The 20,930-nt window shown below is 70.7% G+C and carries 20 protein-coding genes; 14 read left to right on the top strand and 6 right to left on the bottom strand.

Annotated features, from left to right (window positions below):
* Positions 1–133 precede the first annotated feature (133 nt).
* The 4 genes from BV453_RS10620 (at position 134) to BV453_RS10605 (ending at position 4,404) form a co-directional block, all read left to right on the top strand.
* A complete protein-coding gene (locus BV453_RS10620) occupies positions 134–1,561 on the top strand; it encodes a four-carbon acid sugar kinase family protein (RefSeq protein ID WP_249521563.1) in 1,428 nt (475 codons plus the stop codon).
* Positions 1,558–2,448, top strand: a complete 891-nt coding sequence (locus BV453_RS10615; protein WP_060921257.1) for an NAD(P)-dependent oxidoreductase — start codon at positions 1,558–1,560, stop codon at positions 2,446–2,448. The genes BV453_RS10620 and BV453_RS10615 overlap by 4 nt, the downstream gene beginning before the upstream one ends.
* 39 nt (positions 2,449–2,487) lie before the next feature.
* Positions 2,488–3,909, top strand: a complete 1,422-nt coding sequence (locus tag BV453_RS10610; protein ID WP_249521562.1) for a GntP family transporter — start codon at positions 2,488–2,490, stop codon at positions 3,907–3,909.
* Positions 3,910–4,002: 93 nt separating this feature from the next.
* Complete coding sequence (locus BV453_RS10605) at positions 4,003–4,404, top strand: VOC family protein (RefSeq protein ID WP_249521561.1); 402 nt, start codon at positions 4,003–4,005, stop codon at positions 4,402–4,404.
* 93 nt (positions 4,405–4,497) lie between these two features.
* Here BV453_RS10605 and BV453_RS10600 read toward each other — a convergent pair whose 3' ends face one another.
* Positions 4,498–5,700, bottom strand: a complete 1,203-nt coding sequence (locus tag BV453_RS10600; RefSeq protein WP_249521560.1) for a pyridoxal phosphate-dependent aminotransferase — start codon at positions 5,698–5,700, stop codon at positions 4,498–4,500.
* A gap of 81 nt (positions 5,701–5,781) precedes the next feature.
* Positions 5,782–6,876, bottom strand: a complete 1,095-nt coding sequence (gene ald, locus BV453_RS10595; RefSeq protein WP_102208876.1) for an alanine dehydrogenase — start codon at positions 6,874–6,876, stop codon at positions 5,782–5,784.
* A 106-nt stretch (positions 6,877–6,982) separates the two neighbouring features.
* Between ald and BV453_RS10590 the strand changes: the two genes are divergently transcribed.
* Positions 6,983–7,501, top strand: coding sequence for an Lrp/AsnC family transcriptional regulator (locus BV453_RS10590; RefSeq protein WP_029989076.1), 519 nt, complete (start codon positions 6,983–6,985; stop codon positions 7,499–7,501).
* A 16-nt stretch (positions 7,502–7,517) separates the two neighbouring features.
* On the opposite strand, the gene BV453_RS10585 is transcribed toward BV453_RS10590, so the two are convergent.
* The 3 genes from BV453_RS10585 to aceA form a co-directional block, all read right to left on the bottom strand.
* The gene (locus BV453_RS10585; protein ID WP_249521559.1) at positions 7,518–7,949 is read right to left on the bottom strand and encodes a hypothetical protein; all 432 of its coding nucleotides are present in this window, start codon (positions 7,947–7,949) and stop codon (positions 7,518–7,520) included.
* A gap of 89 nt (positions 7,950–8,038) precedes the next feature.
* Complete coding sequence (gene aceB, locus BV453_RS10580) at positions 8,039–9,673, bottom strand: malate synthase A (protein WP_249521558.1); 1,635 nt, start codon at positions 9,671–9,673, stop codon at positions 8,039–8,041.
* Between the two features lie 108 nt (positions 9,674–9,781).
* Positions 9,782–11,107, bottom strand: coding sequence for an isocitrate lyase (gene aceA / locus BV453_RS10575; protein WP_249521557.1), 1,326 nt, complete (start codon positions 11,105–11,107; stop codon positions 9,782–9,784).
* Between the two features lie 242 nt (positions 11,108–11,349).
* On the opposite strand from aceA, the gene BV453_RS10570 reads away from it, so the two are divergent.
* The 7 genes from BV453_RS10570 (at position 11,350) to BV453_RS10540 (ending at position 19,241) form a co-directional block, all read left to right on the top strand.
* Positions 11,350–12,795, top strand: a complete 1,446-nt coding sequence (locus tag BV453_RS10570) for a helix-turn-helix transcriptional regulator (protein ID WP_085606343.1) — start codon at positions 11,350–11,352, stop codon at positions 12,793–12,795.
* Positions 12,796–12,817: 22 nt separating this feature from the next.
* Positions 12,818–13,942 (top strand): DUF6226 family protein, encoded by a 1,125-nt coding sequence (locus BV453_RS10565; RefSeq protein WP_249521556.1) that lies wholly within the window; start codon positions 12,818–12,820, stop codon positions 13,940–13,942.
* Positions 13,943–14,132: 190 nt separating this feature from the next.
* A complete protein-coding gene (locus BV453_RS10560; protein ID WP_231729496.1) occupies positions 14,133–15,236 on the top strand; it encodes an ABC transporter substrate-binding protein in 1,104 nt (367 codons plus the stop codon).
* Positions 15,236–16,033, top strand: a complete 798-nt coding sequence (locus tag BV453_RS10555; RefSeq protein WP_029989074.1) for an ABC transporter ATP-binding protein — start codon at positions 15,236–15,238, stop codon at positions 16,031–16,033. Before BV453_RS10560 ends, BV453_RS10555 begins: the two co-directional genes overlap by 1 nt.
* Positions 16,026–16,874, top strand: coding sequence for an ABC transporter permease (locus BV453_RS10550; protein WP_062765124.1), 849 nt, complete (start codon positions 16,026–16,028; stop codon positions 16,872–16,874). The genes BV453_RS10555 and BV453_RS10550 overlap by 8 nt, the downstream gene beginning before the upstream one ends.
* Before the next feature lie 110 nt (positions 16,875–16,984).
* Positions 16,985–18,364: an NtaA/DmoA family FMN-dependent monooxygenase gene (locus BV453_RS10545; protein WP_062765121.1), complete on the top strand. Its 1,380-nt coding sequence runs from the start codon at positions 16,985–16,987 to the stop codon at positions 18,362–18,364.
* Positions 18,357–19,241: a ribokinase gene (locus tag BV453_RS10540; RefSeq protein ID WP_249521555.1), complete on the top strand. Its 885-nt coding sequence runs from the start codon at positions 18,357–18,359 to the stop codon at positions 19,239–19,241. Before BV453_RS10545 ends, BV453_RS10540 begins: the two co-directional genes overlap by 8 nt.
* A 31-nt stretch (positions 19,242–19,272) precedes the next feature.
* Here the strand turns inward: BV453_RS10540 and BV453_RS10535 are convergent, their stop codons facing one another.
* Positions 19,273–19,875 (bottom strand): PadR family transcriptional regulator, encoded by a 603-nt coding sequence (locus BV453_RS10535; protein WP_085606337.1) that lies wholly within the window; start codon positions 19,873–19,875, stop codon positions 19,273–19,275.
* Between the two features lie 103 nt (positions 19,876–19,978).
* Between BV453_RS10535 and BV453_RS10530 the strand changes: the two genes are divergently transcribed.
* Positions 19,979–20,488 carry a flavin reductase family protein gene (locus tag BV453_RS10530; RefSeq protein WP_060923367.1) on the top strand — a complete coding sequence of 170 codons (510 nt, stop codon included), beginning with the start codon at positions 19,979–19,981 and terminating at the stop codon, positions 20,486–20,488.
* Positions 20,485–20,874 carry a riboflavin kinase gene (locus BV453_RS10525; protein ID WP_126893308.1) on the top strand — a complete coding sequence of 130 codons (390 nt, stop codon included), beginning with the start codon at positions 20,485–20,487 and terminating at the stop codon, positions 20,872–20,874. Before BV453_RS10530 ends, BV453_RS10525 begins: the two co-directional genes overlap by 4 nt.
* The last annotated feature ends 56 nt before the right edge of the window (positions 20,875–20,930 follow it).

Genomic DNA, 20,930 nt, shown 5'->3' with positions numbered 1-20,930 from the left:
AGTACGCTCTCCGTCGGTTTGGAGGGACGGTGATCGTGAGGTACGCTCATCGTTATCTGATATCGGATAACGATGCAGATTCCCCTGGCCGTGGCCCCCACCACGGGCCATCTTCCGGAACGAAGGAGTTCGTGTGCACATCGACGACCTGCTGGCCCCCCTGCCTGCACCCGTCGCCGTCACCGCGGCCGACGTCCGCACCGAGGTCGACCCCGCCGACGTGCTCCTCGTCCTCGACGACGACCCGACCGGCACGCAGTCGGTCGCGAACCTCCCGGTCCTCACCCGATGGGAGCGCGCCGACCTGGACGAGGCGCTCGCGACCGGCGCCGCCGCCGTCTATGTGCTCACGAACACCCGGTCCCTCGACGAGGAGGCCGCGGCCGCCCGCAATCGCGAGATCGTCGACGTGGCCCTCGCCGCCGCCGAGGCCCAGGGGCGGCGCGTGACGTTCGTCTCCCGGGGCGACTCGACGTTGCGCGGCCACTTCCCGCTCGAGACCGATGTCCTCTCCGCGGAGATCGGATCCCGCACCGGCCACGCCCCCGCGCTGACCCTGCTCGTCCCCGCATTCCCGGACGCCGGGCGCATCACGGTCGACTCTGTGCACTACTGGGTGACCGACGGCGAGGCCACCCCGGTCGGCGAGACGCCGTTCGCGGCGGACGCGACCTTCGGCTACGCCTCTTCCGACCTGCGCGAGTGGGTCGCCGAGAAGACCGGCGGACGCATCCCGGCGTCTGCGGTCGCGGGTCTCGACATCCGCACCATCCGCGCCGGGGTGGACGCCGTGGCCGGCTTCCTCGAGGTGCTGGCCGACGGCACGGTCGTCGTGGTCGACGTGGTCGAGGAATCGGACATGCGCGTCGTCGCGCTCGCGCTGCACCGCCTGCGTGACCGGGACGTGCTCCTCCGGGTCGGTCCGCCCTACGTGCGCGCGCACATCGGACAGGAGATCGCCGAGCCGGTGCGGGCGGAGGACATCCCCTTCGCGCACGATCGCGGCGGTCTCGTGGTCGTCGGCAGCCACGTGCCGCTCACCACCGCCCAGCTCGAAGCCCTCACGGCGGCGCGGCCCCGCACCCGCACGGTCGAACTCGACGTGCGCGCCCTCGTCGGCCCCGACCGCGAGTCCCATCTCGAGACGCAGGCGCACGCCGTCGCCGAAGCGCTCGCCACGGGGACCGTGATCGTGCACACCACCCGCGAACTCATCACGGGCGCCGACGGCGACGAGAGCCTCGCGATCGCCCGCCGCATCTCCAGCGGTGTGGTCGAGCTCGTGCGTCGGGTGCTCGCCATCGCTCCGCCCCGCTTCGTCATCGCGAAGGGCGGAATCACCTCCAGCGATGTCGCGAGCGAGGCCCTCGAGATCCGCCGGGCCACCGTGCTCGGTCCGATGCTGCCCGGCCTCGTCTCGCTGTGGCAGCCGGAGACCGGCCCCGCGGTCGGCATCCCGTACGTCGTGTTCGCCGGCAACGTCGGCGACGCGGACTCCCTCGTCACGGTCGTCGCCACGCTCGCAGGCGACGATGGAAACAACACGGAAGGACACTCATGACATCCACCGTCGCTGTCATCGGACTCGGCGCCATGGGGCTGCCGATGGCCACCCGCCTCGCCGAGCGCTTCGCGGTGCGCGGCTTCGACATCGCCGCCGAGCGCGTCGCCCTCGCCGCAGAGGCGGGTGTCACGCCGGCGGCGTCCGCGGCCGACGCCGTGGACGGTGCCGACGCGGTGCTCGTCGCCGTCCGGACCGGCGCGCAGCTCGAGGCGCTGCTCTTCGGTGAGGACGGGCTCGCCCCGCACCTCGCCGACGGGGCGGTCGTGATCCTCACCAGCACGGTGGGCACGGACGGCATCGATGCGATCGCTGCCCAGCTCGCCGCGCACGGTGCGCAGCTCGTCGACGCTCCCCTGTCCGGAGGGCCGGTCCGTGCCGGGGAGGGCGACCTCCTCATCGTCGTCGGCGCCACCCCGACCGCTCTGGAGACCGCGCGGCCCGTGCTCGACCAGCTCGCCTCGACGCTGTCCATCGTCGGCGACAAGCCCGGGGACGGCCAGGCGCTGAAGACCGTCAACCAGCTCCTCTGCGGCGTGCACATCGCCGCGGCCGCGGAGGCGCTCGCGCTCGCCGACGCCCTCGGACTGGACCGCGCCCGCACGCTGGACGCGCTGACGGCCGGTGCCGCGAACTCCTTCATGCTCGGCAACCGCGGTCCGCGCGCCCTGCAGGCCTACGACGAGGACGGCGCCGAGGTGCTCAGCCGCCTCGACATCTTCGTCAAGGACCTCGGCATCGTCGGCGACGCCGCCCGCCGGGCGCACCTGTCCACGCCGGTCGCCGCCGCGGCCGAGCAGCTGTTCCTCCTCGGCGAAGCGCAGGGCCTCGGCGCCCTGGACGACTCCGCCGTCATCCGCGTCGTCGCACCCGAACGACTGTCCTGAGCGCGACGTCGCGCACTCACTGAAAGAAGAGATCCAGAGATGCTTCCTCTTCCGATCCTCATCCTGATCGGCCTGGCAGGCCTCGGCCTGCTGCTCCTGCTCATCATCCGGTTCAAGATGCAGGCGTTCTACGCCCTCATCCTCGTGTCGATCATCGTCGGCATCGCGGCAGGCCTGCCGCTGACCACGATCCCCGCCGACGGTGACACCCCCGAGCAGCTCGGTGTCATCCAGGCGATCATCGCCGGTGTCGGCGGCACCCTCGGCTCGGTGGCCGTGCTCGTCGCCCTCGGCTCGATGCTCGGCAAGATCATCGAGCTGTCCGGCGGCGCCGAGTCGCTCGCCGGACGCTTCACCAGCTGGCTGGGCCCGAAGCGCGTCGGCATCGCGCTCGTCATCGCCGCCGGCATCCTGGCGATCCCGGTGTTCTTCGACGCCGGCTTCATCATCCTCATCCCCATCGTGTTCGCCTTCTCGAAGGTGGCCGGTCTCAACCCGATCAAGTTCGGCCTGCCGGTCGCGGGCATCATGCTCGCCGTGCACGTCGCGGTGCCCCCGCACCCGGGCATCGTCGGCGGTTCGGCGATCCTCGGTGCCGACATCGGCTGGGTCACGATCTTCTCCCTCGCGATCTCCGTGCCGCTCGGCGTGCTGTCCTACCTGGTGGCGAAGTGGATCAACACCCGCGAGTTCGCGATGCTCGCGGCCACGAAGGAGATGTACGACAACTTCGGGACGGAGAAGTCGACGCTCACCGGCGGACTCGGCGAGGGCGAGAAGGCGCCGGGCGCCGGCACCGTCCTCGGCCTCATCCTCCTGCCGCTCGTGCTCATCATGCTCGGTACCGCGGTCGCGCCGCTGTTCGAGGCGGGCACGTTCTGGAACGGATTCCTCAGCATGGTCGGTCAGCCGATCTTCGCCCTCATGGTCGCGATCGCCGCCGCGATGTACCTGCTCGGCGTGCGCCGCGGCTGGTCGGCCTCCCACCTCGGCGAGGTCATGGAGTCGGCGCTGCCGGCCGCCGCCGTCATCATCCTCGTCACGGGTGCCGGTGGTGCCTTCGGCCGTATCCTCACGGAGACCGGGATCGGTGGAGCGGTCGCCGAGGTGCTCGCGTCCAGCGGCATGCCCCTGCTCCTCGCGGCCTTCCTCATCTCCCTCATCATGCGTGCCGCCCAGGGATCCGCCACCGTCGCGATCGCCACCACCGCGGGGCTCCTGCTGCCGTCGGTCTCCACGATGGGGCTCGACACCGTGCACACCGCGCTGCTCGCAGTCGCCATCGGCTACGGCGGCCTCGGTCTCAGCCACGTGAACGACTCCGGATTCTGGGTGGTCACGCGGTACCTCGGCCTCTCGGTCAAGGACGGTCTGCGCACGTGGACGCCGCTCACGACGGTGCTCGGCGTGGCCGGCTTCGCGCTGACCTGGATCCTGTACGCGGTGATCCCGGTCTCCTGACCCGTCCGCATGAACGGCCGTCGCCTCCGGGTGGCGGCCGTTCGTCGTCCCCGGCGGGTGGCCGCCGGGGCTGCCGCGGACTACGCTCGCGGGATGAGCGGACTGATCCCGTACCTGCTGTTCCCCGGCAACGCCGCAGAAGCACTCGGCCACTACCGCGACGTCTTCGGAGGCGAGCTCCAGCTGATGGACTACGCGAGCGCCGGTCGTCACGACGGTCCGGGCGATGCCGTCGCGCACGGACAGCTCAGCGGGCCGGTCGAACTCGCCGGGGCCGACGCGGGAGCCGATGACGACGGGGTCCAGATGAGCGGGATGTTCCTCTCGCTCCTCGGCACCGCCGCCCCCGGAACGCTGACCCGCTGGTACGAGGAGCTTTCCGCCGGCGGCCGCGTCATCGACCCGCTGCAACAGCGCCCGTGGGGAGATTTCGACGGCACGCTGGTGGACCGCTACGGCATCCGCTGGCTGATCGGCTTCCACCCCGAGGACTGACCGCCTCCCTCGCCGAAACCCCGCGTTCACGCCGAGACCCCCTCGAACCTGCGCAGGTACGAGGGGGTCTCGGCGGTAAAGCGGGGTCTCGGGTCAGGAGGAGAACAGACGCTGGAGGCGCTGCACGCCCTCGAGGAGCTGGTCGTCACCGAGCGCGTACGACATGCGGATGTAGCCCGACGGACCGAACGCCTCGCCGGGGACGACCGCGACCTCGGCCTGGTCGAGGATGAGGTCGGCGAGCTCCAGCGAGGTGGTCGGGGTCACGCCGCCCCACGTGCGACCGAGCAGGCCCTGCACGTCGGGGTAGACGTAGAACGCTCCGAGCGGGTTCGGGACCACGAGTCCGTCGATCTTCGACAGCTCCGACACGATGAGCTGGCGGCGGCGGTCGAAGGCCTCGCGCATCTTCTCGGCCTCGTCCTGCGGGCCGGTGAGCGCCGCGATCGCCGCCTTCTGCGCGACGTTGTTCACGTTGCTGGTGAGGTGCGACTGCAGGTTGCCGGCGATCTTGATGGCGTCGGCCGGACCCACCATCCAGCCCAAGCGCCAGCCGGTCATCGCATAGGTCTTGGCGACCCCGTTGACGAGGATCGTCTGGTTCGCGGCCTCCGGCACGGCCTCCACGATCGAGGTCGCCTTGACGCCCTCGTAGGTGAGGTTCTGGTAGATCTCGTCGCTGATGATCCAGATGCCGTGCTCCACCGCCCACTCGCCGATGGCCTTCGTCTCCTCGGCCGTGTACACCGAGCCGGTGGGGTTCGACGGCGACACGAACACGAGGACCGTCGTGCGGTCGGTCCGGGCGGCCTCGAGCTGCTCGACGGTCACCTTGTACTCCTGGTCGGCGCCGGCGAAGACCTCGACGGGCGTGCCGTCGGCGAGACGGATCGCCTCCGGGTAGGTCGTCCAGTACGGGGCCGGCAGCAGCACCTCGTCGCCGGGGTTCACGACGGCCTGGAACGCCTGGTACACCGACTGCTTGCCGCCGTTGGTGACGATGATCTGGCCGGGGGAGACCTCGAGCCCGGAGTCGCGGAGCGTCTTGGCGGCGATCGCCTCGCGCAGCGCCGGCAGCCCGGGAGCGGGGGTGTATCGGTAGCTCGCCGGGTCGGCCAGTGCCTCGGCCGCCGCATCCACGATGAACTGCGGCGTGGCGAAGTCGGGCTCGCCCGCGGCATACGAGATGACGGGCTTGCCCTCGGCCTTGAGGGCCTTGGCCTTGGCGTCGACCTTGAGGGTCGCGGACTCGGCGATGGCGGACAGCTTGCGGGAGAGAGGAGCGCGTTCGGTCACGGTTACGAGCGTACTCGGGTCGATACGGCGGGGGAGGTGTGGGATGACGCCAAGATCCGAGGTTCTTTCGGGTTCGGGAGGTCAGTCGGTCGTGAGGCCGTGCGCCTGGGCGACGGCGTCCAGGGTGATGCGTCCCCCCTGCACGTTGAGCCCCTTCGCGAGGGCAGCGTCGTCGGAGGCCGCCCGCTCCCAGCCCTTGGCCGCGATCGCCGAGACGTAGGGGAGGGTGGCGTTCGTCAGCGCCCGGGTCGCGGTCGTCGGAACGGCGCCCGGCATGTTCGCGACGCAGTAGTAGATCGAGTCGTGCACCGCGAAGGTCGGGTCGTCGTGCGTGGTCGGACGGGAGCCCTCGAAGCAGCCGCCCTGATCGATCGCGATGTCGACGAGCACGGACCCCGGCTTCATGGCCGCGACCATGTCGTCGGTCACGAGCTTGGGGGCCGCGGCGCCGGGGATCAGGACGGATCCGATGACGAGATCCGCCGTCGTCAGCTCCTCGGCGATGTCGTACCGGCTGGAGGCGCGCGTCTCCAGAGCACCGCCGTAGCGGTGCTCGAGCTCGCGCAGGCGGGGGAGCGCCACGTCGACGACGGTGACCTTGGACCCGAGCCCGAGCGCGTTCGCGGCGGCGTGCTCGCCCGCGACGCCGCCGCCGATCACGACGGTCTTGGCCCGCGGGGTGCCGGCGATGCCGCCCAGCAGCATGCCGCGGCCGCCCTGCGAACGCAGCAGCGAGTGGGACCCCATGATGACGGAGAGGCGGCCGGCGATCTCGCTCATCGGCACGAGCAGCGGCAGGGTGCGATCCGGCAGCTGCACGGTCTCGTAGGCGACGGCGGTCGTGCCGGCCGCGACGAGCGCCTCGGTCAGCGGGCGATCGGCCGCGAGGTGGAGGTAGGTGAAGAGCGTGAGGTCGGGACGGAGGAAGCCGTACTCCTCGGCCACGGGCTCCTTGACCTTGATGAGGAGGTCGGCCTCGCCCCACGCGTCGGCGGCGGTCGCGACGATCTCGGCACCGGCCGCGCGGTACGCGTCGTCATCGATGCTCGACCCGACGCCGGCTCCCGACTGCACGAGCACGCGGTGCCCTTCCCGCACGAGCCGATCGGCGCCGGCCGGGGTGAGGGCGACGCGGTTCTCGTTGTTCTTGACTTCGGTCGGGACGCCGATCTTCATCGATCCTCCAGGTGTCGGGGCGCGGGGTGCAGACAAGGATCGCAGAAACGTCGAGACATCGACAGATTCGATGAAGACTCTTCGGTGAAGGCTCGAATCCTGAATAATGCTTCGTATGACCACCGCCGCCGCGTCATCCGAGCCGAACAGCGTTCGGGCTCCCGCGCTCGACCCCACCGACGCGCGGATCGTGCAGCTCCTCACCGCCGACGGCAGGATGACGAACGCCGAGCTGGCCGGACGACTGGGAGTCGCCCCGTCGACGGCACACGCACGCCTGCGCGGGCTGATCGAGCGCGGGGTCATCACCGGGTTCCACGCGAGCGTCGACGAACGCGAGCTCGGCGCCGGACTCCAGGCGATCATCGGCGTCAGCCTGCGCCCGGCCGCCCGGCGGGAGAGCATCGTCGAGTTCGCGGATCGCGTGCGCGCGCTGCCGCAGGTGATCCAGGTGTTCTTCCTCGGCGGGGACGACGACTTCCTCCTGCACATCGCGGTCGCCGACTCGTCGGAGATGCGCGAGTTCGTGCTCGAGCACCTGTCCGCGCAGAGCAGCGTGGCATCGACCCGCACGAGCATCGTGTTCGACTACCACCGCAACTCGGTCGCCGCGTCGTTCCACTGAGTCGGCGCGCGGCGACTCAGGTCTCGAACGAGGAGGGGACGGCGCAGTAGTCGGCGAAGCGCCGGGTGGGATGGGCCGGATCGGTCACGTCGACGAGGGCGTTCGCCGCGGTGTGCGGGGGCTCGTCTCCGGCGAGCTGCCAGAGGACGTAGTTCCACATCCCGCGTGCGCTCGGCGACACGATCGCGCCCGGTCCGGACACGAGGAGCACGGCGTCGCTGTCGGTGGCGCGGAACGGCCCGACCACGTCGGTGCGGAGAGCGGCTTCCTCCCCGTCGGCGGTGTGTGCGCGCTCGACGGTCTGGCCGGCAGCGGTGAGAGCGGCGCCCAGGCCATCCGCGGCCGCGCGCGAACGCTCGGCGTCGGCCCCGGCGACCGCGACCAGCCGTCGCCCCCGCGGGTACAGGTGCAGGAACTCCTCGGCGATGCTGTCCCATACGGCGCTCATGGCTCCAGGCTACGCCCGGCAGGGAACGTGCGGGCCGGGTGGGACGCGAGGATGCCGCGGACCTCGCGGCCCGCGGCATCCCGGCATCGTCAGTCCTCGTCGATCAGGAACCGGCTGTAGGCGCCCAGGGTGAGGAAGGTCGGGAACTCCTCGCGGAGGGCGACCTCGCGGAAGATCTCGGCGGCGTCGTCGAAGCGGTCGCCTTCGCGTCGCTCGACCTCGTCCAGCACCTCGCCGATCAGCCCCTCGACGTACTCGACCGTGATGGGCGTGCCGTCCTGCGTGGTGCGGTCCTGGTGGATCCACTGCCACACCTGCGAGCGGCTGATCTCCGCGGTCGCGGCATCCTCCATGAGGTTGTCGATCGCCACGGCGCCGAGCCCGCGCAGCCAGGCCTCCAGGTAGCGGATGGCCACCGAGACGTTGTCCCGCACGCCCTGCGCCGTGATCGGCCGACCGATGTGCAGGTCGAGCAGGTCGCGCGCCTCCACGTGCACGTCGTCACGCTGACGGTCGATCTGGTTCGGGCGGTCTCCGAGCACGGCGTCGAACTCGGCCTGCGCCGCCGGGATCAGGTCCGGATGGGCGACCCAGGTGCCGTCGAAGCCGTCGCCGGCCTCGCGCTTCTTGTCGGCCGACACCTTCTCGACCGCGCGTGCCGTCACCTCGGGGTCGCGGCGGTTCGGGATGAACGCGCTCATGCCGCCGATGGCGAAGGCTCCGCGCTTGTGGCACGTCTGCACGAGCAGCTCGGTGTAGGCCCGCATGAACGGCACCGTCATCGTGACCTCGCTGCGGTCGGGGAGCACGAAGCGGGCGCCGCGGCCGCGGTAGTTCTTGATGATGGAGAAGATGTAGTCCCAGCGCCCGGCGTTCAGGCCCGCGCAGTGGTCGCGCAGCTCGTACAGGATCTCGTCCATCTCGAACGCGGCAGGCAGCGTCTCGATGAGCACGGTCGCGCGGATGGTGCCGTGCGGGATGCCGATGTACTCCTCGCTGAAGGAGAACACGTCGTCCCACAGCTTGGCCTCTTCGCTGGACTCGAGCTTCGCGATGTAGAAGTACGGTCCGCGTCCGCCCTCGATCAGCGCCTGCGCGTTGTGCAGGAAGTAGAGGCCGAAGTCGACCAGCGATCCGGAAGCCGAGGTGCGGCGGCCGGCGCGGTCGATGAAGGAGAGGTGCTTCTCCGGCAGGTGCCACCCGCGCGGGCGCATCACGATGGTGGGGGTGCGCTCGGCGGTGACGCGGTACTCCTTGCCCTCGGGAGAGGTGAAGGCGAGCTCGCCGCGGATCGCGTCGCGCAGGGACAGCTGCCCCTCGATGACGTTCTTCCAGGTGGGGCTCGTGGCGTCCTCCTGGTCGGCGAGCCAGACGCGAGCCCCGGAGTTGAGGGCGTTGATCGTCATCTTCGGGTCGGTGGGTCCGGTGATCTCGACGCGGCGGTCCTCGAGCCCGGGGCCGGCGCCGGCGACCCGCCACGTGGAGTCCTGACGGATGTGCGCGGTGTCCTCGCGGAACTGGGGGTCGTGCCCGTTGCCGATCTCGAAGCGGCGACGCATCCGGTCGGCCAGCCGGTCATGGCGGCGGGAGGCGAATCGGTGGTGGAGCTCGGTGAGGAAGGCGAGCGCCTCCGGGGTGAGGATCTCGTCGTAACGGTCGCGCATGGGCCCGGCGATCTCGATCGCGGGTCCCTGTCGGGTCGTCTGCATCGGTGCGGTGGTCATGATCGTGTCCTTTGCCTTGTGCCGAGCCCCCGGGTTGTCGTCGAGACCCCGGGCTCCCGGCGTGTGCGGGGCGGGGTCTCGACGAGAACCGGGGGTCTCAGGGGAGAATCAGTGGAACTGGGCGGTCTCGGTGGAGCCGGCCAGGGCGAGGGTCGCGCTGTCGGGGTTGAGCGCGGTGGAGATGACGTCGAAGTAGCCGGTGCCCGCCTCGCGCTGGTGCTTGGTGGCGGTGTAGCCGTCGGCCTCGGCGGCGAACTCGGCTTCCTGCAGCTCGACGTAGGCGCTCATGGCGCGCTCGGCGTAACCGCGGGCGAGGTCGAACATGGAGTGGTTCAGGGCGTGGAACCCGGCCAGGGTGATGAACTGGAACTTGTAGCCCAGGTCTGCCAGCTCCTGCTGGAACGTCGCGATCTCGGCGTCCGACAGGTGGCGCTTCCAGTTGAAGCTCGGCGAGCAGTTGTAGGCCAGGAGCTTACCGGGGAACTGTGCGTGGATCGCCGCGGCGAACTCCCGGGCCAGCGCGATGTCCGGCTCCCCGGTCTCGACCCAGAGCAGGTCGGCGTAGGGGGCGAACGCGAGGCCGCGGCTGATGACCGACTCGATGCCCGGGCGGATCCGGTAGAAGCCCTCGGACGTGCGCTCGCCGGTGGTGAACTCCCGGTCGCGCTCGTCGACGTCGCTCGTGAGCAGATCGGCGGCGAGGGCGTCGGTGCGGGCGATGATGACGGTCGGCACGCCGGCGACGTCCGCCGCGAGTCGGGCCGCGTTCAGCGTGCGGATGTGCTGCTGCGTGGGCACGAGCACCTTCCCGCCGAGGTGCCCGCACTTCTTCTCGCTCGCCAGCTGGTCCTCCCAGTGGATGGCCGCGGCGCCGGCCTGGATGAGGGACTGCGCGAGCTCGTAGGCGTTGAGCGGACCGCCGAAACCCGCCTCGGCGTCGGCGACGATCGGCGCGAGCCAGTCCTGCGTGATCTCGCCCTCGGCGTGCTCGAGCTGGTCCTGCCGGAGCAGGGCGTTGTTGATGCGGCGCACGACCGCCGGGACCGAGTTCGCGGGGTAGAGCGACTGATCGGGGTAGGTCTGTCCGGCGAGGTTGCCGTCCGCGGCGACCTGCCAGCCGGAGAGGTAGATGGCCTTCAGCCCGGCGCGCACCTGCTGCACGGCCTGGCCTCCGGTGTAGGCGCCGAGAGCCCGGATGTAGTCCTCCGTGTGCAGGAGGTTCCAGAGGTTCTCCGCGCCGCGGTGGGCGAGGGTGGCGTCCTCGCGGACCGAGCCGCGGATGCGGATGACGTCCTCCGCGGAGTAGGTGCGCTCGACGCCGTCCCATCGCGGGTCGGTGTCCCAGATCTCCTGAAGCTCCGCGGCCGTCTGGACCTGGTCGCCGGCGCGCAGGCCGGCGGGGCGCGGGGTGGGGGTCGCTGCGGTGTTCGTCATGGTGTCTCCTCGGATGGGAATCGGCGTCGGTGCCGATGGCGTGCCTCCACTCTGTGTGAAGTTCCCCTGCTCTCCCTCGCTGAATCGAGGAGAAGTTTGCGCGAATTTCTGTTTTCGTGACAGACTCGGCCCTCACGCCCCGCTCACCCGGCCTGGCGGGATCAAGAAGGATCCCGGCGCGGCCTCGCGCGGAGCATTCCCGATCCCGCACCGGCGCGGACGGCGGGCTGAGAGGAGCCGACATGGACGACACCGCGGAAGACACCGACGCCCTCACCGTCGGCCGACGCATCCGCCAGCTGCGCACAGCTCGGGGCCTGACGCTCGAGGAGCTCGCCGCCGCAGTCGATCGGGCGCCGAGCCAGCTGTCGATGATCGAGACCGGCAAGCGCGAGCCGAAGCTTACGCAGTTGCAGGCCATCGCCCGCGCGCTCGGGGTGACCATCGACGCGCTGCTTTCCGGGGAGCCGCTCGACGAGCGCAGCGCGATCGAGATCGCCCTGGAGCGCGCGATGAAGGGGCAGACGTTCCAGGCGCTGGGCATCGCGCCGTTCCGCATCGCCAAGAGCGTGCCCACGGAGGCGCTGAAGGCGCTGCTCGCCCTGCAGGGTGAGATCGACCGGCTGAAGGACGAGCGCGCCGCGACGCCCGAGGAGGCCCGGCGTGCCAACGTGGAGCTCCGACACTTGATGCGCCGCCAGGACAACCACTTCGCCGACCTCGAGGCGAAGGCGGCCGACATCCTCGCGGCCGTCGGCCATCCCGGGGGACCGCTGACCCAGCGCACCGCGTCCGAGATCGCGGCGCACCTCGGCTTCACCCTCCACTACGCCGCCGACCTGCCGCAGACCACCCGCAGCGTCGCCGACCTCGCGAACGGCCGGCTGTACCTGTCGAGCAGCGTGCCGGCGAAGGGTGATGCTCGCACCGCCGTGCTGCAGGCGCTGTCGAGTCGGATCCTGGGGCACGCCGAGCCGCGCAGCTACGCCGAGTTCCTCCGGCAGCGCGTCGAGACGAACTACCTCACCGGCGCCCTGCTGATGCCTGAGGCCGACGTCGTCCCCGCCCTGAAGGACGCGAAGCAGCGGCGCGCGATCTCCATCGAAGACCTCCGGGATGCGTACTCGGTATCGTACGAGACGGCGGCGCACCGGTTCACGAACCTCGCCACGCGGCACCTCGACATCCCCGTCCACTTCCTCAAGGTGCACGAGTCGGGCACGATCACCAAGGCGTACGAGAACGACGACGTGAACTTCCCGACCGACCGCCTCGGCGCCATCGAGGGGCAGATGTGCTGTCGCCGGTGGACCTCCCGGGTGGTCTTCGACGAGGATGACCGCTTCAACCCGTACTACCAGTACACCGACACCGGCAACGGCACCTACTGGTGCACCGCCCGCGTCGAGGCGTCGAGCGAGGGCCTGCACTCGGTGAGCGTGGGGGTACGGTTCGACGACACGAGGTGGTTCGTGGGCAGGGACACCCCGCACCGCGGCGTCTCGAAGCACTCGGTCGAGGTGTGCTGCCGTCGGGCTCCCGCCGAGCTGGAGGAGCGGTGGCGCGAGAACTCCTGGCCCAACGTGAAGACCCCGCGCACGCTGCTGGCGACTCTGCCCACGGGAGCCTTCCCCGGCGTCGACACCACCGACGTGTACGAGTTCCTGGAGTCTCACGCGCCCCGGTGATCCCGCTCGGTACGCTCGGTCGATGAGCAGTGACGTCTTTTCCGGTCCCTTCGGCGCGATGCCCGAGGCGGGTGCCGCCGCGATCCTGTGGATGCCCCCGCAGGCGGATGCTCCGGGGCCGGTCCGCTTCGTCGACGGCTTCGAGCCCTTCGCCGAGTTCGCGTGGGGCCAGGGGGCCGACCCCGCAGTGCTCGCCGTCGACCTCGGGGCGACGTGGGACTTCGTCGCCGGTCATCCAGAGGCGCTGGAAAGCGAGAGGCTGGCCACGGCGGCGGCGCGGTTCGTGGGGAACGTCATCGCGGTCGTGCACCCGGCCGCGACATGGAGGATGACGGGCGAGCCGGAGATCGGGACCAACACCCTCTCGATCCCGGTCGCGGGGCTCGTGCAGGGGATGGTCCAGCAGCCCGAGCAGCGGGACGCGTTCCTGCAGATGCTCGCGTCGTGGGAGCAGGACGACCTCGATGACCAGGAGATGAGGGCGCTGTCCGCGGAGGACTCCGCTCCTGCGGTCGTCGTCCCGGCGCGCGCGTACGTCCGGCCTGCTCTCCCGCTGCTGGACTTCCATGACGAGAGCGGCGAGGTCATCCGCTACGGACACCGCTGGCCCGACGGCATCGCGCCGGAGGAGTCGTACTCCCGCGAGTCCCACCCGGAGCGCTTCGCACCGCTCTCCCTCGTGGTCGACGCGCTCGTCGAGCACCTCTCCCGCGAGTACGCGGTCGAGGTGCGGCGAGAGGCGGGGGAGGGCGCGACGGAGCGCATCGTGCTCGCACCGGCGCGCGGTGCGCAGATCACGATCACGCCGGCCGTTCCCTCCGTCTGCGTCGAGGCCGGCGCCCTGTTCCACGCGATCGTGCCGTCGTGCATCTGCGATGCGTGCGATGAGACCGCCGAGACCGCGGCGGACGAGCTGGAGCGGATCGTGCTGTCGATCGCCGCTGGCGGCTTCCGGGAGAAGTACCCCGTCGGTCACCGTGCGTGGCTGTACACGGAGGTCCGGTCAGCGGACGGCGAGCGGCGGGAGAGCAGCTCAGGCCCCGCCCCGGAGGCGCCCGCGGAGGCGCGAGAGCGCGCGGCCGTCCTGCTGCGCGGGCTCGACGACGGCTGGTGGCCCGCCTGGCCCCTCCGCTCGACCCCCGCCTGACCCCGCGCCACCCCGGCCCACCTCCGCCCCGCCTGCACGACGGTGTTCCGCGTGCACGACCCGAGGGGCGGGTGAATCGTGCATCCGTCGCCGGATCGTGCAGGGGAAGTTAGTTTGATCTTGCTTAGTCAAGATTGACTATGTTACTTTCATCGAGCCATCAATGACGAACGGCCGAGAAGGGACCCTCATGGCTACTTCCTCTGCGGAAACCCGATTCCGCACCACTGCCACCCTGACGTGCGTTCTCGCCGCCACGCTGACGCTCGGAGCATGCTCCTCGCCGGCGCCCGGCGGCGATACCGCCCCCACGAGCGCGGGCGGCAGCGACGCCTGCCAGCGCAACCAGGATGCCGGCACCATCACCTACATCTCCGGCTACGGCTACTCCGCCAGCGCCGGGCAGCTCGACGTGTTCCTGGCGAAGGAGCTGGGCTACTTCGACGACCTCTGCCTCGACGTGGAGATCAACGCCTCCGGCGCGAACGGGCAGCAGCTCGTCGCCTCGGGGCAGGCGCAGTTCACCGCGCTCGGCTCCGCCTCCGACGTGATGCTCGCCGCGGCGAACAGCAAGAACCTCACCGCGGTCGCGACGTACGGCACGACCCCGCCGTTCTCGATCTTCGGCAATGAGAAGCTCACCGACCTCACCGACCTCGAAGGCGGCTCGCTGGGGTACTTCATCAACCTCACGCCCATCGCCTCGGCCATGCTCGACGAGGCCGGCGTCGACGTCTCGAAGGTCGAGATGGTGAAGATGACCAACTACGACCCGACCGTCGTCGTGCGCGAGCAGGTCGACGCGATCGTCGGCTACGCCTCCAACCAGCCGCAGACCCTCAAGGCGCAGGACCTCCCGTTCAGCGAGTTCCTGCCCGCCGACCTCGGCGTCGAGGGCACGTACAACGTCATGGAGGTGAACTCGCGCTTCCTCGACGAGCACCGCGAGGTCGCGGCCGACTTCATGCGCGCGAGCCTCAAGGCCCTGCAGTTCTGCCTCGACGAGGCGGACGAGTGCATCGACATGCTGGCGGCCCTCGCGGAGGAGAACGGTCAGGGCGCGGCGTTCCCGCGCGATCAGCTCGCCCGCACGTGGGAGGTCGAGTCGGCCTGGGTGCGCGAGAGCGCGGGCGGCAACCCCGGCGTGCAGACGGCAGACATGTGGCAGCCGGAGTACGAGATCGTGCAGGAGTACGGCGATGTCAAGGACCTCCCCGCCATCGCCGACATGATGGACCCGGATCTCGTGGCCGACCTGTACGACGGCGACACCCTCATCTGGGCGGAGAAGTGATGACCGCGGCACAGGGGGCGGGCGTCGAGGTCAGGAACGTCTCGAAGGCCTTCGGCGTCGACGGAGCCCAGGTGACCGTGCTCGACGACGTGAGCCTCACGATCGGCATGGGCGAGTTCGTGTCGGTGATCGGCCCCAGCGGATGCGGCAAGTCCACGCTGCTCAAGGTGGTCGCCGGACTCCTCGACGCCGACTCCGGCACCGTCACGATCGACGGCGAGAGCGTCACGGCGGCCTCCCGCGACAAGAAGATCGGTCTCGTCCCGCAGTCCCCGGCGCTGCTGCCGTGGAAGACGGTCCGCGAGAACGTCGAGCTCCCCGTGCGGATCAACCGCGGGGCCAACGGCGACCGCGCCCTCCGTGACCCGGCCGAGCTGCTGTCGACGTTCGGTCTCGGCCATGCGTTGAAGAAGTACCCCGGGCAGCTCTCCGGCGGCATGCAGCAGCGCGCCGCGATCGCCAGGGCCTTCGTGTTCGATCCGGCCATCATGCTGATGGACGAGCCGTTCTCGGCCCTCGACGAGATGAACCGCGACCTGCAGCGCATCGCCCTGCTGGACTTCTGGCAGTCGAACCGCAAGGCCGTGATGTTCGTGACGCACTCGGTGCCGGAGGCGATCATGCTGTCCGACCGCATCGTGGTCATGGCCGCCCACCCCGGACGCATCGCCGAGGTGATCGATGTGAACCTCCCGCGGCCGCGGACCGAGGAGGCGTACGCGACGGACGAGTTCCGCGACCTGGAGGCAGTCGTGCGCGGTGCGCTGCGCGCGCAGACGGAGAAGGCCCATGTCTGAGCTGACGATGAGAGACACCACCGCGACCCTCGCCACCGCCCGGCTGAAGGCGCAGCCCCGACGCGGCATCCCCGGGTGGCTCCGCTGGGGTTCCTGGGTCCCGACCCTGATCACGTTCGTGATCGCGGCCCTGCTCTGGCAGATCGTGGCGTGGACCAACCCGTACGTCCTCCCGACGCTGGAGGCCATCGGCGCCAGCCTCGTCGAGGACGCCGGCATGTACTGGTCCAACTTCCTCGTGACGCTGCTCGAGGTCGTCGTCGGAGCCTCCGCCGGCATCCTCGCGGGCTTCCTCCTGGCGGTCGTGATGGCCGAGTTCCAGATCATCGAGCGCGCCGTCATGCCGTTGGTCATCATCGTGATGGTGACGCCGATCGTCGCGATCGCTCCGGCGCTCGTCGTCGCCTTCGGGTTCGGCATGGTGCCGAAGTTCATCGTCACCGGCCTCGTGGTGTTCTTCCCGATGCTCGTGAACTCGCTCGCGGGCCTCCGCGACGTGGACCAGAAGGCGCTCGACGTGTTCACGACGCTGCACGCCTCGCGGTGGGAGATCTTCCGCGAGCTGCGGTTCCCCGGCAGCATGCCGTACGTGTTCGCCGGTCTGCGGATCGCTCTGCCCCTCGCCGTGGTCGGCGCGGCCGTGGCCGAGTTCGTCGCGGCAGGGCAGCAGGCCGGTCTCGGCTCCCTCGTCACCACCTCGGCTGCGCAGGCGAACCTGCCCGTGACCTGGGCGAGCATCGCCCTGCTCTGTCTGCTCGGGGTGCTCCTCATCGTGCTTCTCGCGGTCGTGCGCCGGCGCGTCCTGTGGTGGAGCGACGGCGAGGTCACCGCGAAGGGCTGAGCTCACCACCCCCCCGGTCCCGGGGGCGCGACCCCTGCGCCCCCGGGTTCCCCCGGCGTGCCCGGAAACTCCGAACGACACCATCCCCCACTCCCAGGAAGGCATCCGCCATGACCGCTCAGCACCCCGTGAAGACCCTGCGGCTCGGACTCTTCGAGAACGCCCAGGCCAACGACTCCGGCACCGCGACCTGGCGCCACCCCGACAACCGGCGCTACCTGTTCGACAAGCTCGACTACTGGCGCGACACCGCGCGCCTGGTCGAGGACGCGGGCTTCGACTTCCTCTTCCTCGCCGATGCGTGGGGCTGGGCCGACGTCGCCGGCGAGCGCCCGGACATCTGCTCGGTCGAGGGCCTGGACCTGCCGCGGCTCGACCCGGCGATCATCCTCGCCGCGCTCATCCCGGAGACCACCCGCCTCGGCCTCGTCGCCACCGGGTCGACCCTGCTCGAGCCTCCCTACTCCTTCGCCCGGCGCCTGGCCACCCTCGACATCCTGTCCGGCGGCCGGATCGGCTGGAACGTCGTCACCACCGGCACCGCCGACACCGCGGTGCAGGGCTTCGGTGTGCCGATGGTCGGGCACGACGAGCGCTACCTGATGGCGGACGACTTCATGCAGGTCGTCTACAAGCTGTGGGAGGAGGCCTGGGAGGAGGGGGCGCTGGAGCGCGACAAGGCGGGCCGTTTCGCCGACCCGGCCAAGGTGCACCGCATCGCGCACGACGGGCCCTACTTCCGCTCGCACGGCTACGGCAACACGCAGCGCTCGCCGCAGGGCACGCCGGTGCTGTTCCAGGCCGGGGCGTCGCCCGCCGGCCGCGAGTTCGGCGGCAGGCACGGCGAGGCGATCTTCGTGGGGAGCGGCTCGGTCGAGCAGCTCCGTGCGCACTCCTCGGCGATCCGTGAGGAGGCGGTGAAGAACGGCCGTGGCGCGCACGAGGTGAAGATCATGTCGGCGTTCGCCGCGGTCGTCGGAAGCACCGAGGAGGAGGCGCGCCGCACGTACGCGGAGGTCGCCGACGCGCAGAACCCCCAGGTCACCGTGGCGTCCTACGCCTGGTTCACCGGGCTCGACCTGTCGTCGTACGACCCGAGCACCCCGATGTCCGAGCTCAGCACCGAGCTCTCGCAGACGCAGGTCGCCCGCTTCGCCGACAAGACGGTGGGCGACGTGCTGGGCGACTGGCACGCGCACGGGGTCGGCGCCCGGCCCATCGTGGGCACGCCGGAGCAGGTGGCGGACCGGATGATGGAGCTCGCCGACGGCGCCGATCTCGACGGCTTCCTCTTCGCCCCGGTGATCCCGCCGGCCTCGACCGCCGACTTCATCGAGCACGTGCTGCCGATCCTCAAAGAGCGCGGGGCGATCAGCGACCCCGCCGCCGAGCCGGAGTCGCTGCGGGAACGGCTGATGGGCACCCCGACGCCCGCGCTCGCCGAGTCCCACGTGGGTTCGTCGTTCCGGCGGACGATGGCCCGTGTCTGAGACCTTCGCCGGCGTCGCCGTCGTGGGGAGCGCGAACCTCGATCTCGTGGTCGAGGTCTCGCGCCCACCCCGCGTCGGAGAGACGCTGCTCGGTCGTGCCGTGGGACGCTTCCCCGGTGGCAAGGGCCTCAATCAGGCCGTCGCGGCGGCGCGCACGGGAGCCTCGACGCGGTTCTGCGGTGTCGTCGGCGCGGACGAGGCGGGGGCCGTGCTGGAGGCGGCGCTAACGGAGGCGGGCGTGGACGCCGTGCTCCGCCGCTCCGCGTCCGCGCCGACCGGGGTCGCGCATGTGCTGGCCTTCGACGACGGCGACAACAGCATCCTCGTGGCGGCGGGGGCGAACGGCGAGCTCACTCCGGAGGACGCCGTGGCCGGGATCGCCGGAGCGGCTGTGGTGCTCGCTCAACTCGAGGTGCCGTTCGCCGCGGTCGCCGCCGCCCTCGTGGCCGCCCGGGGTGCGGGGGCGCGCACGATCCTCAACGCCGCCCCCGCGCACGAGGCGGCGGTCGCGCTGCTGCCGGAGGTGGACGTGCTGGTCGTGAACGAGACCGAGTGCGCGGAGCTCGGCGGCGTCGAGCGGCTCCTCAGGGCGGGTGCCGGAGCTGTCGTGCTCACGGAGGGGGCCGCGGGGGTGACGCTGCATCGGCTGGGACGGCCCGGTGCGCACGTAGCGGCCTTCCGCATCGACGCCGTCGATACGACGGGGGCCGGGGACGCCTTCTGCGGTGCCCTCGCCGCCGGCCTCGCCCAGGGCCAGGACATCGAGCACGCTCTCGTGCGCGCCTGTGCCGCGGGGGCGATCGTCGCCCGGCACCGCGGGGCGACCACTCCGGCGCTGTCCGTGGCGGCCCTGGAGGCTCTGGTGGCCGGGCGCTGAGTCGCGTGCGCCCTGCGTGCGCCTTCCGGGGTCAGCGCGGGGGAGCGGGTTCCGCCTCCGTCGTCTCCGCCGTCTCGCCGGCGAACGTGTACGCCCCGGCGCGCAGCCGCTCCAGCAGTGCCAGGAGCCACTGCTTCTCGGCCGTGAGCCGGGCGGTGGAGAGGTCGAAGATCTCGCGGACGTACTCCGGGGTCGTCTCCGAGCGCAGCGTGTCCTGCACGTCGAAGCCGTTCTGCGTGATGATGGCATCGCTCTTGATGAGGCGGTGCTCGAGGCCGGCGATGACCTCCTGCCGGCTGAGCACGAACATGAACGAGGCCACGGTCATGATCGCCTGCGTGTCGAATGCCGCGACGTTCCACAGGTTCTCGCGCAGCATGCGCTGCAGCTCCACCTCGCCGGCCGGGGTGATGCGGTAGGTGGTGCGCGCCGGGCGCTTGCCCTCGGTCTCGGTGCCGCTCTCCGCCACGTAGCCGTCGACCTCGAGTGCGCGGAGGGCGTTGTAGATCGAACCGGGCTGGATGTGCGCCCATTCGTCGACGTGCCAGGTCATGAGCTCGCGGCGGAGGAAGTAGCCGTGAACGGGCTGGAACTGCTTGACAGCGCCGAGGACGACGAGGCGGGTGGTCGACATGCGCTTCATGCTAACGGCTCGGTGTCGCGAAACCTGTTGTTTGCATGGTCAAAAATGCATATGATTCAAACTAGTCAAAGTTGACTAACGAAAGGACTTCGTGATGACCACTGCCGTGACCGACGCCCTGCCGCGGGACCGCGCTCTCCGTCGCGCCTTCTCCGTCTATCCGACCGGTGTGGTCGCGCTCGCCGCGCACGTCGACGATCGAGCCGTCGGCATGGCGGTCAACTCCTTCACCTCGATCTCACTGGAACCCGCCCTCGTCGCGGTGAGTGCCGCCCGCACCTCGAAGACCTGGCCGGTGCTCCGAGCCGTCCCGGAGCTGGGGATGAGCGTCCTCGCGGCGCACCACGAGCCGCTCAGCCGCTCGCTGTCCGCGCGCGAAGGGGACCGGTTCGGCGGCCATGCCTGGCATCGCTCGGAGGGCGGGGCCGTGTTGATCGACGACGCCGCGCTCTGGCTCACCTGCCGCCTGCACAGCACGTTCGACGGCGGCGACCACGAGATCGCGCTCTACGAGATCCAGGACGTGACGCTCTTCGACGACGTCGAGCCGCTCGTGTTCCACCAGAGCCGCTACCGCGCGATCTCGCCCGCCGCAGACGTGTGACCGGACCGGCGCTCCCGGTGCTCTCCGGCCTCGTCGTCCCCGGCGACGGCCGCGGGCGACTGCTCGGCTTCCCGACCGCGAACCTCGCCCTGCCCGAGCGGCTGCTGCCCGACGACGGCATCTACGCGGCCTGGGCGCGGCTGCCCGATGACGACCGGCGGTGGGAGGCGACGGCGAGCGTCGGGGCCAACCCGACGTTCTGCGGCGACCGGGCGCGGCGACTCGAGGTGCACCTGCACGACGTCGACCGCGACCTCTACGGACAGCGGCTGTCGGTTGAGCTCGTCGCGCTGCTCCGGCCGACCCTCCGTTTCGATGGGGTCGAGGAGCTCGTCGCTCGCACCGCCGCGGATGTCGCCGCCTCCCGGCGGCTCCTCGCCCGCTGAGCCCCGTCGACTCCGGTTTCGTGGTTCGAGTTCCGCGTTCCGGCGGCACGATTCCG

Source organism: Microbacterium sp. ER1 (genome assembly GCF_023383675.1).
Taxonomy (GTDB): Bacteria; Actinomycetota; Actinomycetes; order Actinomycetales; family Microbacteriaceae; genus Microbacterium.
The sequence above is the reverse complement of the archived record's forward strand: the minus strand, read 5'-3'. Positions and strand labels throughout refer to the sequence as shown.